We start from the raw sequence: 14,811 nt of genomic DNA on the forward strand, positions 1-14,811 counted from the left end.
CGCCCTGGGCTTGCCCCAGGGCGGTGCGGGCTCAGCGGCGGTTAACCGCGACCACGTCTTCGGCCTGCAGGCCTTTGTCGCGATGCATCACCGAGAACTCCACGCGCTGGCCTTCGACCAGGATGCGGTGACCCTCGCCGCGGATCGCGCGGAAGTGCACGAAGATGTCGTCGCCCGTGTCGCGGGAAATGAACCCGAAGCCTTTGGAAGTGTTGAACCACTTAACGGTGCCGGTATCACGCTTGCCGGCTTCCAGTGGCGCACCTTGGCTGGCGCGTGCTTTCTTGCTGCTGCGGGCGAAGCCGGCCACCAGGTGCATGGCGACAGCCAGCGCGGCGCAGACCAGCGCCGCCAGGTTGCCCATTTCCGGGCGTGCCAGCAGGGTCAGGGTCTGCAGGACCACGGCCACCACCAGCAGGGCGCAGGCCAGGTATTGCAGCTGTTGCCGCGCACCGCGGTAATACAGTGGCACCACCGGGGCCAGCAGCAGGTTGAGCAGGCCCAGCAGGGTCAGATAGACCGCGTCGGGTTGCTGCAGGAAGGGTATTGCGTCGGGTTTGAGGCTGGGTATGAGCGATAGCAGCAAAGCCGCAACGCCCGTCACCAGATGGACGATCTTGAACATGGGTTGGCTCGCAGTTGATAAGGCCGATCACAGGAAGAGCTGGCGGCACGGTGCGCATGAGGTGTAAAGCGCGAACACGTGGAGGCCAGCCTATGCACCCGGCAATGACAGTCCGCACGGGTGGCACCGTGCCTATTTAACAGCAAAGGCGGGGGCTTCTCAAACCGCAGCCGGCAAGCACCGATGGTTTGCCCTGTGTCATGGGCGCCTTGCGCCAGGCATTGATACAGTGTGTAGTATTTGCTTGATCATCAAGCCTTATGGAAAGGGGTACTTCATGGCAATCGATATCGGTATCAGTGAAGAAGATCGCAAGTCCATCGTCGATGGGCTTTCCCGCCTGTTGTCGGATACCTATGTGCTCTATCTGAAAACCCATAACTTCCACTGGAACGTCACCGGCCCATCGTTCCGCACCCTGCACCTGATGTTCGAAGAGCAGTACAACGAACTGGCGCTGGCGGTCGACTCGATCGCCGAGCGGATCCGTGCACTGGGCTTCCCGGCGCCAGGTTCGTACGCCTTCTACGCACGGCACTCCTCGATCAAGGAGGAGGAAGGTGTGCCGCCTGCCGATGAAATGATCCGTCAGCTGGTGCAGGGGCAAGAGGCCGTGGTGCGCACTGCACGCAGCATCTTCCCGGTGGTGGACAAAGTCAGTGATGAACCCACTGCTGATCTGCTGACCCAGCGCATGCAGGTGCATGAAAAGACCGCCTGGATGCTGCGGGTGCTGCTCGACGGTAAATAAACGGCTAATCGTGTAGGACCTGTCAGAAAGCCCGGCTGAATCCATTCCAGTCGGGCTTTTTCGCTTGTGCGGGAAGGTTTTGCCGCTGCTTTGCGCGCCTCGCTCTGCGCTTCATTGAGCCCCAGTTGATGAACTGAGGAGGTGGTGCGATGCAAGCAGTCAAGCGTGCGGTGAAGTTGGGGCATTGGCCTGGCAAGCAGTGCATCGACCCGTTCAAGGCCGATTTCGACATGTTGCAGACGCAGCCGGTATCGCGCTCGGTGCGGTTGAACGGTTTTTCCACGTGCCTGCGCCTGGAGACGGTGTATTGGGGTATCCTCGAGCAGATCGCCGCGGCGAACCAGTGCTCGGTCAGCGCCGTGCTGTCTTATGTCGACCGTGAAGTGCACCTGCGTCAGGGTGGGGTGCGTAACTTCAGCGGGCTGATCCGGGTGATTTGTGTCGCCTGGTTGCGTGATCCGCCGAGTGCACGCTGATCGCCCGGCGGGCTGCGCAGTGTCGGTTAACCATATATAATCCCGCTTTTTGCTGCCCCGGCAGCCAGCGTTGTGGTTGACGAGAGACGTTCATGCCCCTTTATGACTATCAATGTGCTTCCTGCGATCACCGGATGGAGGTGCTGCAGAAGATCAGCGCCGCGCCGCTGACCGACTGCCCGGCCTGTCAGGCGCCGGCATTGAAGAAACTGCTGTCGGTCCCTGGCTTCCGCCTGAGTGGCAACGGCTGGTACGAAACCGACTTCAAGACCGGGGCAAAAAAGAACCTGGCAGGCGGCGACAAGGCCGACTGAGTTGAATTGCAGTAGCCGGGTCTTGCAGTATTAGCCCTCCGGGCGGCCAAGGCCTCCAACGAATACACGAATCACGAGAAGCGAAACCACCATCATGATGCGCAGCCATTATTGCGGCCAACTGAACGAGAGCCTGGACGGCCAGGAAGTCACCCTTTGCGGCTGGGTCCATCGTCGCCGGGACCACGGCGGGGTGATCTTCCTCGACATCCGTGACCGCGAAGGCATGGCCCAGGTCGTGTTCGACCCGGATCGCGCCGAAACCTTCGCCGCCGCCGACCGCGTGCGCAGCGAGTACGTCGTGCAGATCACCGGCAAGGTGCGCAAGCGCCCGGAAGGCGCAGTGAACGCCAACATGGCGTCCGGTGCCATCGAGATCCTCGGCTACCAGCTGAACGTGCTCAACGAAGCGGAAACGCCGCCGTTCCCGCTGAACGAATACTCCGACGTCGGCGAGGAAACCCGCCTGCGCTACCGCTTCATCGACCTGCGTCGCCCGGAAATGGCCGACAAGCTGCGCCTGCGTTCGCGCATCACCAGCAGCATCCGTCGGTTCCTCGATGAAAACGGCTTCCTCGACGTCGAAACCCCGATCCTCACCCGTGCCACTCCGGAAGGCGCACGTGACTACCTGGTGCCGAGCCGCACCCATGCAGGCAGCTTCTTTGCCTTGCCGCAGTCGCCACAGCTGTTCAAGCAGCTGCTGATGGTTGCCGGTTTCGACCGCTACTACCAGATCGCCAAGTGCTTCCGCGACGAAGACCTGCGTGCTGACCGCCAGCCGGAATTCACCCAGATCGACATCGAGACCAGCTTCCTCGATGAAGCCGAGATCATGGGCCTCACCGAGAGCATGATCCGCAAGCTGTTCAAGGAAGTGCTGGATCTGGAGTTCGGCGAGTTCCCGCACATGACCTTCGAAGAGGCCATGCGCCGCTACGGTTCCGACAAGCCTGACCTGCGTATCCCGCTGGAACTGGTCGACGTCGCCGACCAACTGAAGGATGTCGAGTTCAAGGTCTTCGCCGGCCCGGCCAACGATCCGAAGTGCCGCGTCACCGCACTGCGCCTGCCAGGCGGCGCTAGCATGCCGCGCAGCAAGATCGACGAGTACACCAAGTTCGTCGGCATCTACGGTGCCAAGGGTCTGGCCTACATCAAGGTCAACGAGCGCGCCAAGGGCGTCGAAGGCCTGCAGTCGCCGATCGTCAAGAACATCCCTGAGGCCAACCTCAACAACATCCTCGACCGCGTTGGTGCCGTCGACGGTGACATCGTGTTCTTCGGTGCCGACAAGTTCAAGGTCGTCAGCGAAGCCCTGGGCGCGCTGCGTATCCGTCTGGGTCACGACTTCGAGCTGCTGACCTGCGAGTGGGCGCCGATGTGGGTCGTCGACTTCCCGATGTTCGAAGAGAACGAAGACGGTAGTTTCACCGCGCTGCACCACCCGTTCACCGCGCCGAAGTGCACCCCGGAAGAACTCGAGGCCAACCCGGCCACCGCGCTGTCCCGTGCCTACGACATGGTGCTGAACGGTACCGAGCTCGGTGGCGGTTCGATCCGTATCCACCGCAAGGAGATGCAGCAAGCGGTGTTCCGCCTGCTGGGCATCGATGCTGCGGAACAGGAAGAGAAGTTCGGCTTCCTGCTCGACGCCCTGAAATTCGGTGCGCCACCTCACGGCGGCCTGGCCTTTGGCCTGGACCGTCTGGTCATGCTGATGACCGGCGCCCAGTCGATCCGTGAAGTGATCGCCTTCCCGAAAACCCAGAGCGCCGCGTGCGTCATGACCCAGGCGCCTGGCATGGTCGACGCCAAGGCCCTGCGCGAGCTGCACATCCGTCTGCGCGAGCAGACCAAGGTCGAGTAATCGGCCCCGGGCGCATCCCGGCGGGTGCGCCCCGGCGCTTCGGCGCAGTATTCCCACGTTCCGCCCTTCGGGGCGGAACCTGTTTCTGTTTCAAGGATTCGGAGTCGTTATGGCTGGTCATTCCAAGTGGGCGAACATCAAGCACCGCAAAGAGCGCCAGGATGCCAAGAGAGGCAAGATCTTCACCAAGTGGATCCGTGAGCTGACCGTCGCTGCCAAGCAAGGCGGTGCCGACCCAGGCTCCAACCCGCGGTTGCGCCTGGCGTTGGACAAGGCTCTGGGCGCCAACATGAGCCGGGACATCATCGATCGCGCCGTGGCCCGGGGTGCCGGCACCAACGAAAGCGACAACGTCGAGGAGCTCAGCTACGAAGGGTACGGCCCGGGTGGCGTGGCGATCATGGTCGAGGCCATGACCGACAACCGCAACCGGACTGCTGCCGCCGTGCGCCATGCCTTCACCAAGTGTGGCGGCAACCTCGGCACCGACGGCTCGGTCGCCTACCTGTTCGAGCGCAAGGGCCAGATCAGCTTCGCTGCGGGCATCGACGAAGATGCCCTGATGGAGGCCGCAATGGAGGCCGATGCCGACGACGTGGTGGCCCACGACGACGGATCGTTCGACGTTTTCACCTCGTTCAACAACTTCTATGCCGTGCGTAACGCGCTGGAAGAGGCGGGCTTCAAGGCCGCCGACGCGGAAATCGTCATGCAGCCGACCACCAGCGCGGAACTGGACCAGGAGGGCGCCGAGAAAGTGCTCAAGCTGATCGACATGCTCGAAGACCTGGATGACGTGCAGAACGTCTACTCCAATGCGCAGATCTCCGACGAGATCATGGAAAAACTCGGCTAAGGTGTTCTGGCTGTTCTATTCAGGCATGTAAGCTTTTCGTTGCTTGCACCGGCCCTTTCGCGGGTAAACCCGCTCCCACAGGTACTGCACATACCTGTGGGAGCGGGTTTACCCGCGAAAGGGCCGTTACAGTTTGCATTGATGCATCAATTGTTATCGACGGGCCCTATGACTCTGATTCTTGGTATCGACCCCGGCTCGCGCATCACCGGCTACGGTGTGGTCCGCCAGACCGCCCGTGGTTGCGAGTACGTGGCGTCGGGCTGCATTCGCACCGGCAGCGGCGAGTTGCCTGAGCGGTTGCAGATTGTCTTTCGCGGTGTCAGCGAGATCATCGCCCAGCACGGCCCGGTGACCATGGGCATCGAGCGGGTATTCATGGCACGCAACGCCGATTCGGCGCTCAAGCTGGGCCAGGCTCGCGGTGCGGCCATCGTTGCTGCCACCGAGGCCGGGCTGGAGATCGCCGAATACAGCGCCAGCCAGGTCAAGCAGGCCGTCGCTGGCAGCGGTGGGGCCAATAAAGAACAGGTGATGTTGATGGTCATGCATCTGCTCAAGCTGACCCAAAAGCCACAGATCGATGCTTCGGATGCCTTGGCCATCGCGATGTGCCATGCCCATACCCGCTCCAGCCTGGTGCCCCACGGCCTGGCCACGGCGCGGCGGCGAGGCGGGCGCTTGCGTCTGTAAGCGCTTCATGCGCTGATACACATTTTGTCCGGGTGAACCATTCTCCCGGTGCATTTGCTGATAGGGTTGAGCGGTCTTCGACCGGCTCCCCGAGAGGAAGGATCGGAACGTGATTGGACGTTTGCGCGGCACCCTGGCGGAAAAACAGCCGCCGCACCTGATTATCGACGTCAACGGCGTAGGCTACGAGCTGGAAGTGCCGATGACCACCCTGTACCGTCTGCCGAAGGTTGGCGAGTCGGTGACCGTGCATACCCACCTGGTGGTGCGTGAAGACGCCCACCTGCTGTATGGCTTTGCCGAAAAGCGCGAGCGCGAGCTGTTCCGTGAGCTGATTCGCCTCAATGGTGTGGGCCCAAAGCTGGCGCTGGCGCTGATGTCCGGCCTGGAAGTGGACGAGCTGGTGCGCTGCGTGCAAGCTCAGGATGCTGCGGTTCTGGTGCGCGTGCCAGGCGTTGGCAAGAAGACTGCCGAGCGCCTGTTGGTTGAACTGAAGGACCGCTTCAAGGCCTGGGAAACCTCTCCGGCCATGTTCACCCTGGTCTCCGATGGCCCACTGCCGCTGGCCAGCGAGTCTTCCGCTGAGGCTGATGCGGTCAGTGCCCTGGTGTCTCTGGGCTACAAACCGCAGGAAGCGAGCAAGGCCATCGCCGCGATCAAGGACAAGGCCGGCCTGAGCAGCGAGGAACTCATTCGTCGCAGCCTTAAAGGGATGATTACCAAGTGATCGAAGCCGACCGTCTGATCGCCGCCAGTGGCCGCGACCGTGAAGAAGTCCAGGACCGAGCGATCCGCCCGTTGCGCCTGGACGAGTACATCGGCCAGCCGGTGGTGCGCGAGCAGATGGCGCTGTTCATCCAGGCGGCCCGTGGGCGCGGCGAATCGCTCGACCATACGCTGATCTTCGGCCCGCCCGGGCTGGGCAAGACCACCCTGGCCAATATCATCGCCCAGGAGATGGGCGTATCGGTCAAGAGCACCTCGGGGCCGATCCTCGAGCGGCCGGGTGACCTGGCGGCGATGCTGACCAACCTCGAACCGCATGACGTGCTGTTCATCGATGAAATTCACCGCCTGTCACCGGTGGTCGAGGAAGTGCTGTACCCGGCGATGGAGGACTTCCAGCTGGACATCATGATCGGCGAAGGCCCTGCGGCCCGGTCGATCAAGCTCGACCTGCCGCCGTTTACCCTGGTTGGCGCTACCACCCGGGCCGGGATGCTGACCAATCCGTTGCGTGACCGCTTCGGTATCGTCCAGCGCCTGGAGTTCTACAGCGACAAGGACCTGGCGACCATCGTCAGCCGTTCGGCCAACATCCTTGGCCTGTCCATCGAGGACCACGGTGCCTATGAGATCGCCCGGCGTGCCCGTGGCACGCCACGTATCGCCAACCGTTTGTTGCGCCGGGTGCGCGACTACGCCGAGGTGCGCGGCAAGGGCCAGATCACCAAGGCTGTTGCCGACATGGCGTTGAACCTGCTGGACGTCGATGAGCGTGGTTTCGACCATTCCGACCGCCGCCTGCTGCTGACCATGATCGAGAAGTTCGACGGTGGTCCGGTGGGTGTGGACAACCTGGCTGCGGCCATCAGCGAGGAGCGGCATACCATCGAGGATGTGCTCGAACCTTATCTGATCCAGCAGGGGTATATCATGCGCACCCCGCGCGGCCGCGTGGTAACCCGGCATGCCTACCTGCACTTTGGCTTGAATGTGCCTGGCAGCCTGGGCGGGCCAGCCGAATTTTCCGAGCCAGGCGATGAGTGACCGATCAAAACCTGCTTTTCGTGGTCCTACCGCTGGCATGCCGATGGTGCGCTGGCAATTCGACATTAATGAACAAAAACAGTTGCCGCAGCGGATTGGCAAGCTGAGGAGTAAGCACTAGAGTATGCGCGCGCAAAATGGCCTGGAACCGTTCGCACACCGTTGTCGCGTCTATTACGAAGATACCGATGCCGGTGGCGTGGTGTATTACGTCAATTACCTGAAATTCATGGAGCGCGCGCGCACCGAGCGCCTGCGGCGTCTGGGCTTTTCCCAGGCGCAGTTGGCCGAGGACAACCTGCTGTTCGTGGTTCATTCCAGCGAAGCCCGCTATCACGCGCCGGCACGCCTTGATGACGAGCTGAGGGTCACCGCGCAAGTAGTTGAACTCAATCGCGCCAGCCTGCGCTTCGTGCAGCAGGTCTGGCGGGAAAAAGATGAAACGCTGCTCTGCGAAGGGCAGTTCCTGGTGGCCGCCGTGCGCGCCGACACTTTCAAACCCCGAGCCATACCCCCGGAGCTGCGCGACGCCTTTGTGGCGGACGGCTCGGGTAATCAATCGAACGCAGGAGAATAAGCGTGGAAGCTAACGTCGTCGACCATACCTCCATGTGGAGTCTGGTCAGCAATGCCAGCGTGGTGGTACAGCTGGTAATGCTGACCCTGGTGGCCGCCTCGGTCACCTCATGGATCATGATCTTCCAGCGCAGCACCATGCTGCGCGCTGGTCGCCGTGCGCTGGATGCCTTCGAGGAGCGCTTCTGGTCGGGTATCGACCTGTCCAAGCTGTATCGTCAGGCGGGCAGCAACCCGGACCCGGACTCCGGTGTGGAGCAAGTCTTCCGTGCCGGCTTCAAGGAGTTCTCGCGCCTGCGTCAGCAGCAGGGGGTTGATCCGGACGCGGTCATGGAAGGCGTGGCGCGTGCCATGCGCGTGGCCATCTCGCGTGAAGAAGAAAAGCTCGAGCAGAGCCTGCCGTTCCTCGCCACCGTAGGTTCGACCAGCCCGTACATCGGCCTGTTCGGTACCGTGTGGGGCATCATGAACTCGTTCCGCGGCCTGGCCAGTGCCCAGCAGGCCACCCTGGCCACTGTTGCCCCGGGTATCGCCGAAGCGCTGGTCGCCACCGCCATCGGCCTGTTCGCGGCCATTCCTGCGGTGATCGCCTACAACCGTTTCGCGGCGCGCAGCGAAGTGCTGATCGGCCGTTACTACACCTTCGCCGACGAGTTCCAGGCGATCCTGCACCGCAAAGTGCACACCAGCGAAGAGTAATCAGGTAGAAGCCCATGGCCCGAGTTCGCCACAAACGCAAGCCCGTCGCCGAGATGAACGTGGTGCCCTACATCGACGTGATGCTGGTGCTGCTGGTCATCTTCATGGTGACGGCGCCCATGCTCAACCAGGGCGTGAAGGTCGACCTGCCCAAGGTTTCCAGCGAAGCCTTGCCGCAGGACAACAACGTCCAGATCCTCACCATCTCCATCAAGGCCGACAAGACCTACTACTGGAACCTCGGCAGCGAAGTCGATACCGACAAGCAGATGGACAAGGCCATGACCTTGCCGGACATGACCAGCGCAGTGACCAAGATCATTGCCGCCGGTCGCGATCAGGGCAAGCAGACCCAGGTCTTCATTCGAGGCGACAAGGCTGTCGACTACGGCGCCGTCATGGGCGCCATGGGCGGGTTGCAGAAGGCCGGTGTCGGTAACGTTGGCCTGATTACCGAGGCGCCCTGATGCAACAGCGAGAGCCATCCGCCTCGGAAAGCTACTTCTGGCCCAGTGTCTGGGCCATCGGCCTGCATGTGCTGGTGTTCGCCCTGCTGTTCGTCAGCTTTGCCATGACGCCTGAACTGCCGCCTTCCAAGCCGATCGTTCAGGCTACCCTGTATCAGCTCAAGTCCAAGAGTCAGGCGACTACCCAGACCAATCAGAAGATTGCCGGGGAGGCGAAGAAAACCGCCTCGCGCCAGACCGAAGTCGAGCAGCTGGAGCAGAAGAAGGTCGAGCAGGAGGCCATCAAGGCCGCGGAACAAAAGAAAGCCGACGCCGCTCAAAAGGCTGAAGAAGCACGCGAGGCCGCCGAAGCCAAGAAGGCCGAGGAGGCAGCGAAGGCTGCCGAAGCCAAGAAAGCCGCCGAGTCCAAGAAAGCCGAAGAGGCGAAGAAGGCCGCTGAGAAGCAGCAGGCTGACATCGCCAAGAAAAAGGCCGAGGAAGAGGCGAAGAAGCAGGCCGAGGAAGAAGCCAAGAAAAAAGCAGCCGAGGAGGCCAAGAAGCAGGCCGCCGAGGAGGCGAAGAAGAAAGCAGCCGAGGACGCCAAGAAGAAAGCGGCGGCCGAGGAAGCAAAGAAAAAGGCAGCTGAAGAGGCCAAGAAGAAGGCCGCTGCAGATGCACAGAAGAAGAAAGCACAGGAAGCGGCCCGCAAGTCGGCGGAAGACAAGAAAGCTCAGGCACTGGCCGAGCTGTTGTCCGACACCACCGAGCGGCAGCAGGCCCTGGCTGACGAGCAGGGTGACCAGGTGGCCGGCGACTTCGACGACCTGATCCGCATGCGCGCGGCCGAGGGCTGGGCACGTCCGCCTTCCGCGCGTAAGGGCATGACGGTGACCCTGCAGGTCAACATGTTGCCGGACGGCACCGTCACCGGTGTCAGCGTGATCAAGTCCAGCGGCGATGGGCCGTTCGACAGTTCGGCGGTGGCAGCAGTGAAGAACATCGGTCGCTTGACCGAGATGCAGGGTATGAAGCCGAGCGATTTCAATCGTTATCGTTCGTTCAAGATGACATTTACACCTGAGGATCTAGCGTTGTGATTAAACTCCTTCGAGGAATGCTGGTCATGCTCTGCTGCGTGGCTGGCATGGCCATGGCAGAGGAAAAGAACATCCTGGTCACCAGCGGCAGCGATCGGGCTACGCCCATCGCGGTAGTGCCGTTCGGTCTGCAGGGTGGCAGTGTGCTGCCGGAAGACATCGCCGACATCATTGGCAATGACCTGCGCAATTCGGGCTACTACTCGCCGATCCCGCGTCAGAACATGATCAGCCAGCCTACCCAGGCCAGCGAAGTCATCTTCCGCGACTGGAAAGCGCTGGGTGCCCAGTACGTGATGGTTGGCAGCATCGTGCCTTCGGGCGGTCGCCTGCAGGTGCAGTACGCGCTGTTCAACGTCGCCACCGAGCAGCAAGTGCTGACCGGTAGCGTGGCGGGCAGCACCGACCAGCTGCGCGACATGGCGCACTACATTGCCGACCAGTCTTTCGAAAAGCTCACCGGCATCAAGGGTGCATTCTCTACCCGCATGCTGTACGTGACGGCCGAGCGCTTCTCCACCAACAACACCCGCTACACCCTGCAGCGTTCGGACTACGACGGTGCCCGTGCCGTAACCCTGCTGCAGTCGCGTGAACCGATCCTGTCGCCACGCTTCGCGCCGGACGGCAAGCGTATCGCCTATGTGTCGTTCGAGCAGAAGCGCCCGCGGATTTTCGTGCAGAACATCGATACCGGTCGCCGTGAGCAGGTGACCAACTTCGAAGGCCTGAACGGTGCACCTGCCTGGTCGCCTGATGGTTCGCGCCTGGCGTTCGTGCTGTCCAAGGACGGCAACCCGGACATCTACGTGATGAACGTGGCCTCGCGCCAGATCAGCCGTGTGACCGCCGGCCCAGGCATCAACACCGAACCGTTCTGGGGCAAGGATGGCAACACCCTGTACTTCACCTCCGACCGCGGTGGCAAGCCACAGATCTACAAGCAATCGGTCAGCGGTGGTGGTGCCGAGCGTGTAACGTTCGTGGGCAACTACAACGCCAACCCGAAACTGTCGGCGGACGAAAAGACCTTGGTGATGATCCATCGTCAGCAAGGCTTTACCAACTTCAAGGTGGCGGCACAGGACTTGCAGCGCGGAAGTGTAAAGATTCTCTCGGAAACAAGTCTTGATGAGTCGCCCACTGTTGCGCCTAACGGCACCATGCTAATCTACGCCACCCGCCAGCAGGGCCGGGGAGTCTTGATGCTCGTGTCGCTTAACGGCCGTGTGAGGCTCCCACTTCCTACCGCTCAAGGCGAAGTCAGAGAACCGTCCTGGTCCCCTTACCTGAACTGATTGCGGCGTAATACGTTTTTGCTTAACACACTGGGGTTTCATTAGGAGTTTCACGATGGAAATGCTGAAGTTTGGTAAATTTGCTGCGCTGGCTCTGGCCATGGCCGTAGCTGTAGGTTGCTCCTCGAAAGGCGGTGACAACGCTGGTGAAGGCGCTGTTGACCCGAACGCTGGCTACGGTGCCAACACTGGCGCAGTTGACGGCTCCCTGAGCGAAGAAGCTGCCCTGCGCGCAATCACCACCTTCTACTTCGAATACGACAGCTCGGACCTGAAGCCAGAAGCCATGCGCGCTCTGGACGTTCACGCCAAGGACCTGAAAGCCAACGGCAACCGCGTTGTCCTGGAAGGCAACACCGACGAGCGCGGCACCCGCGAGTACAACATGGCTCTGGGTGAGCGTCGTGCGAAAGCCGTTCAGCGCTACCTGGTTCTGCAGGGTGTTTCCCCTGCTCAGCTGGAACTGGTTTCCTACGGCGAAGAGCGTCCAGTTGCCACCGGCAACGACGAGCAGTCCTGGGCTCAGAACCGTCGCGTAGAACTGCGTAAGTAAGTTCTTATGCGTATGTGCCGTCGTGCTGTAACCGTCCTCGCACTCAGCCTTCCGCTCTCGGCGTGGGCTGCGGTTCCTGTAGTTGATGACAACGGGGGTGCTTACCCACCTTCCGGTTATGGCACGAGCGGCGCCTATGTCGGCGCAGGGGCTTCGACCCCTGCTTCGGCACAGGGCCAGCTGTTCATGCAGCTGCAACAGATGCAGGATCAACTTTCCCGTCAGCAAGGCATCATCGAAGAGTTGCAAAACGATGTGTCGCGCATGAAGCAGGAAAACCTGGAGCGTTACCAGGATCTTGATCGTCGTATCAACAGTGGTGCCGCGCCTGCCGCGACCCCAGACAATTCCTCCACCGGTGGTGCATCCAATGCCGCCGCCGGTGCCGCAGCAGGTGCCGCTGGCGCTGCTGCACAACAACCGGCCGCCAGCAGCGAGCCCGGTGATCCGGCGAAAGAAAAGCTCTACTACGACGCCGCTTTCGACCAGATCAAGCAGAAGGACTTCGACAAGGCCAGCCAGGCGTTCAACGCCTTCCTGCGCAAGTACCCGAACAGTCAGTACGCCGGCAACGCCCAGTACTGGCTGGGTGAGGTGAACCTGGCCAAGGGCGACCTGCCAGCGGCCAGCCAGGCGTTCGCCCAGGTCAGCCAGAAGTACCCCAAGCACAGCAAGGTGCCAGATTCGCTGTACAAGCTGGCTGACGTCGAGCGCCGCATGGGCCACACCGACAAGGTCAAGGGCATCCTGCAACAGGTCATCACCCAGTACCCCGGCACCTCAGCCGCGCAACTGGCGCAACGCGACCTGCAGAAGCTTTAAGTTGTACCTTTGCAAGAAACCCGCGCCTGTTGCGGGTTTTTTCGTTAGAATCACTGCCCTTTTATAAACACGCTGTAGCGGATAACGCCATGTCGAGTCCGCGACAGTGCCTGACGGAGGCGGACAGCCTGTTTAGCTGTCACGCCCGTGGCGAACATGCAAGACACATTACGCATCACCGAAGTCTTTTACTCTTTGCAGGGTGAAACACGAACGGCTGGGCTGCCCACGGTATTCGTGCGCCTGACCGGTTGCCCCCTGCGCTGCCAGTACTGCGACAGCGCCTACGCCTTCACTGGTGGCACCATTCGCACCCTCGATTCGATCCTTGAGCAGGTGGCCGGCTTCAAGCCGCGTTACGTCTGCGTCACTGGCGGCGAGCCGTTGGCCCAGCCGAACGCCTTGCCGCTGCTGCAGCGCCTGTGCGATGCCGGCTACGAAGTGTCGCTGGAGACCAGCGGCGCCCTCGATATCTCGGGCACCGATGTGCGCGTCAGCCGCGTGGTCGACCTCAAGACCCCAGGGTCGGAAGAGTCGCACCGCAACCGCTACGAGAACATCGAGCAGCTGACCCGCAACGACCAGGTCAAGTTCGTCATCTGTTCCCGCGATGACTACGACTGGGCAGTGTCCAAGCTGATCCAGTACAACCTGGCCCAACGCGCGGGCGAGGTATTGTTCTCGCCCAGCCATCACCAGGTGAGCGCGACCGACCTGGCCGACTGGATCGTCGCCGACAACCTGCCCGTGCGTTTCCAGATGCAGCTGCACAAGCTGCTGTGGAACGACGAACCCGGACGTTGATTGAGGAGTGAAACAGATGACTGATAAACGCGCAGTAATCCTGCTGTCTGGCGGCCTCGATTCGGCCACGGTGGTGGCCATGGCCAAGGCCGAAGGCTACAGCTGCTACACCATGAGCTTCGACTATGGCCAGCGCCATCGCGCCGAACTGAACGCCGCCGCCCGCGTCGCCCGTGACCTGGGCGTGGTCGAACACAAGGTCATTGGCCTCAACCTCGATGGTATCGGTGGCTCGGCCCTGACCGACAGCAGCATCGATGTGCCGGAGTCTCCGGGCGAGGGTATTCCCGTCACCTACGTGCCGGCCCGCAACACCGTGTTCCTGTCGCTGGCACTGGGGTGGGCGGAAGTGCTGGAGGCGCGTGACATCTTTATCGGCGTCAACGCAGTGGACTACTCCGGCTACCCGGATTGCCGCCCCGAGTTCGTCGAGGCGTTCGAGCGCATGGCCAACCTGGCCACCAAGGCCGGTGTAGAAGGGCAGGGCTTCCGCATCCAGGCGCCGCTGCAGAACATGAGCAAGGCGCAGATTGTGCAGGCGGGTATCGCCCGAGGCGTGGACTACAGCCTGACGGTGTCCTGCTACCAGGCCAATGATGAAGGCCAAGCCTGTGGCAAATGCGACAGCTGCCGCCTGCGTGCCGATGGTTTCAAGGCGGCGGGCGTAGCAGATCCAACCCGCTACTTCTGACAAAAGGTTGGCTCGGGTATTGATTTCCCGTTAGAAATCAGTATTATACGCGCCAACCAGCGGGTCGTTAGCTCAGTTGGTAGAGCAGTTGGCTTTTAACCAATTGGTCGTAGGTTCGAATCCTACACGACCCACCATATGCAAAGCGGTTCGTGAGTACTAGAGAGGGGGCTTGCCAGAGCCAGTTTCTAGTCTTGCAGCCGTTTGAGGCGAACCTTAGGCTCGCTTCACCGTGATGTCCATATGAAATAGCCCGCAGCCTGCATTGGTTCGCGGGCTTTTTCGTTGGTCAAGCTAGCGTAAGCACTACCTCTGGTTTGCTCGGACGCCCTTTCAGCCTCGGCCGTGGGAACGGTCAGGAAACTGCCTGTAATGGCGAACAGCGAACCGAAGAGAATGCGGCGCGCTGACACCTGATAGAGAAAGTACTTGTTCACTGCAGGGCTCTGGCAAGACTGACTATGGGCAGC

The 14,811-nt window shown here is 61.5% G+C and carries 19 protein-coding genes and 1 tRNA gene; 18 read left to right on the top strand and 2 right to left on the bottom strand.

Annotated elements, in window-relative coordinates; genetic code table 11:
• Positions 1–31 precede the first annotated feature (31 nt).
• Positions 32–625, bottom strand: a complete 594-nt coding sequence (locus ACTORR_RS20975; protein ID WP_054883406.1) for a cold-shock protein — start codon at positions 623–625, stop codon at positions 32–34.
• Between the two features lie 277 nt (positions 626–902).
• On the opposite strand from ACTORR_RS20975, the gene ACTORR_RS20980 reads away from it, so the two are divergent.
• The 18 genes from ACTORR_RS20980 (at position 903) to ACTORR_RS21065 (ending at position 14,478) form a co-directional block, all read left to right on the top strand.
• Positions 903–1,376, top strand: a complete 474-nt coding sequence (locus ACTORR_RS20980) for a Dps family protein (RefSeq protein ID WP_003254783.1) — start codon at positions 903–905, stop codon at positions 1,374–1,376.
• A 149-nt stretch (positions 1,377–1,525) separates the two neighbouring features.
• Positions 1,526–1,852, top strand: a complete 327-nt coding sequence (locus ACTORR_RS20985; RefSeq protein WP_054883405.1) for a ribbon-helix-helix domain-containing protein — start codon at positions 1,526–1,528, stop codon at positions 1,850–1,852.
• 92 nt (positions 1,853–1,944) lie between these two features.
• Positions 1,945–2,166 carry an FmdB family zinc ribbon protein gene (locus ACTORR_RS20990; protein ID WP_043209521.1) on the top strand — a complete coding sequence of 74 codons (222 nt, stop codon included), beginning with the start codon at positions 1,945–1,947 and terminating at the stop codon, positions 2,164–2,166.
• Between the two features lie 94 nt (positions 2,167–2,260).
• Positions 2,261–4,036 carry an aspartate--tRNA ligase gene (aspS, locus tag ACTORR_RS20995; protein ID WP_054883404.1) on the top strand — a complete coding sequence of 592 codons (1,776 nt, stop codon included), beginning with the start codon at positions 2,261–2,263 and terminating at the stop codon, positions 4,034–4,036.
• Between the two features lie 109 nt (positions 4,037–4,145).
• Positions 4,146–4,892 (top strand): YebC/PmpR family DNA-binding transcriptional regulator, encoded by a 747-nt coding sequence (locus ACTORR_RS21000; protein WP_054883403.1) that lies wholly within the window; start codon positions 4,146–4,148, stop codon positions 4,890–4,892.
• A gap of 168 nt (positions 4,893–5,060) precedes the next feature.
• Positions 5,061–5,585 (top strand): crossover junction endodeoxyribonuclease RuvC, encoded by a 525-nt coding sequence (gene ruvC / locus ACTORR_RS21005; protein ID WP_313364660.1) that lies wholly within the window; start codon positions 5,061–5,063, stop codon positions 5,583–5,585.
• A gap of 109 nt (positions 5,586–5,694) precedes the next feature.
• Positions 5,695–6,312, top strand: a complete 618-nt coding sequence (ruvA, locus tag ACTORR_RS21010; protein WP_054883401.1) for a Holliday junction branch migration protein RuvA — start codon at positions 5,695–5,697, stop codon at positions 6,310–6,312.
• Positions 6,309–7,355, top strand: coding sequence for a Holliday junction branch migration DNA helicase RuvB (ruvB, locus tag ACTORR_RS21015; protein ID WP_054883400.1), 1,047 nt, complete (start codon positions 6,309–6,311; stop codon positions 7,353–7,355). The genes ruvA and ruvB overlap by 4 nt, the downstream gene beginning before the upstream one ends.
• Before the next feature lie 124 nt (positions 7,356–7,479).
• A complete protein-coding gene (ybgC, locus tag ACTORR_RS21020) occupies positions 7,480–7,932 on the top strand; it encodes a tol-pal system-associated acyl-CoA thioesterase (RefSeq protein WP_313364659.1) in 453 nt (150 codons plus the stop codon).
• Positions 7,933–7,934: 2 nt separating this feature from the next.
• Positions 7,935–8,630, top strand: coding sequence for a protein TolQ (tolQ, locus tag ACTORR_RS21025; RefSeq protein ID WP_054883398.1), 696 nt, complete (start codon positions 7,935–7,937; stop codon positions 8,628–8,630).
• Positions 8,631–8,644: 14 nt separating this feature from the next.
• Positions 8,645–9,097: a protein TolR gene (tolR, locus tag ACTORR_RS21030; protein ID WP_008090221.1), complete on the top strand. Its 453-nt coding sequence runs from the start codon at positions 8,645–8,647 to the stop codon at positions 9,095–9,097.
• A complete protein-coding gene (gene tolA / locus ACTORR_RS21035; RefSeq protein WP_054883397.1) occupies positions 9,097–10,173 on the top strand; it encodes a cell envelope integrity protein TolA in 1,077 nt (358 codons plus the stop codon). Before tolR ends, tolA begins: the two co-directional genes overlap by 1 nt.
• Before the next feature lie 17 nt (positions 10,174–10,190).
• The gene (tolB, locus tag ACTORR_RS21040) at positions 10,191–11,471 is read left to right on the top strand and encodes a Tol-Pal system beta propeller repeat protein TolB (protein WP_176507941.1); all 1,281 of its coding nucleotides are present in this window, start codon (positions 10,191–10,193) and stop codon (positions 11,469–11,471) included.
• 55 nt (positions 11,472–11,526) lie between these two features.
• A complete protein-coding gene (pal, locus tag ACTORR_RS21045) occupies positions 11,527–12,024 on the top strand; it encodes a peptidoglycan-associated lipoprotein Pal (RefSeq protein ID WP_023381906.1) in 498 nt (165 codons plus the stop codon).
• 6 nt (positions 12,025–12,030) lie between these two features.
• Positions 12,031–12,846 (top strand): tol-pal system protein YbgF, encoded by an 816-nt coding sequence (ybgF, locus tag ACTORR_RS21050; protein WP_313364656.1) that lies wholly within the window; start codon positions 12,031–12,033, stop codon positions 12,844–12,846.
• A gap of 156 nt (positions 12,847–13,002) precedes the next feature.
• Positions 13,003–13,650: a 7-carboxy-7-deazaguanine synthase QueE gene (gene queE / locus ACTORR_RS21055; RefSeq protein ID WP_313364655.1), complete on the top strand. Its 648-nt coding sequence runs from the start codon at positions 13,003–13,005 to the stop codon at positions 13,648–13,650.
• A 16-nt stretch (positions 13,651–13,666) separates the two neighbouring features.
• Entirely contained in the window at positions 13,667–14,341 is a 675-nt protein-coding gene (gene queC / locus ACTORR_RS21060) for a 7-cyano-7-deazaguanine synthase QueC (RefSeq protein ID WP_054883394.1), read from the top strand.
• Positions 14,342–14,402: 61 nt separating this feature from the next.
• A tRNA-Lys gene (locus ACTORR_RS21065) sits at positions 14,403–14,478 on the top strand.
• A gap of 90 nt (positions 14,479–14,568) precedes the next feature.
• Here the strand turns inward: ACTORR_RS21065 and ACTORR_RS21070 are convergent.
• Positions 14,569–14,778, bottom strand: a complete 210-nt coding sequence (locus tag ACTORR_RS21070) for a hypothetical protein (RefSeq protein ID WP_054883393.1) — start codon at positions 14,776–14,778, stop codon at positions 14,569–14,571.
• Positions 14,779–14,811: the final 33 nt, after the last annotated feature.

This window comes from Pseudomonas sp. SAR267, from assembly GCF_052077595.1.
GTDB lineage: Bacteria > Pseudomonadota > Gammaproteobacteria > Pseudomonadales > Pseudomonadaceae > Aquipseudomonas > Aquipseudomonas vlassakiae.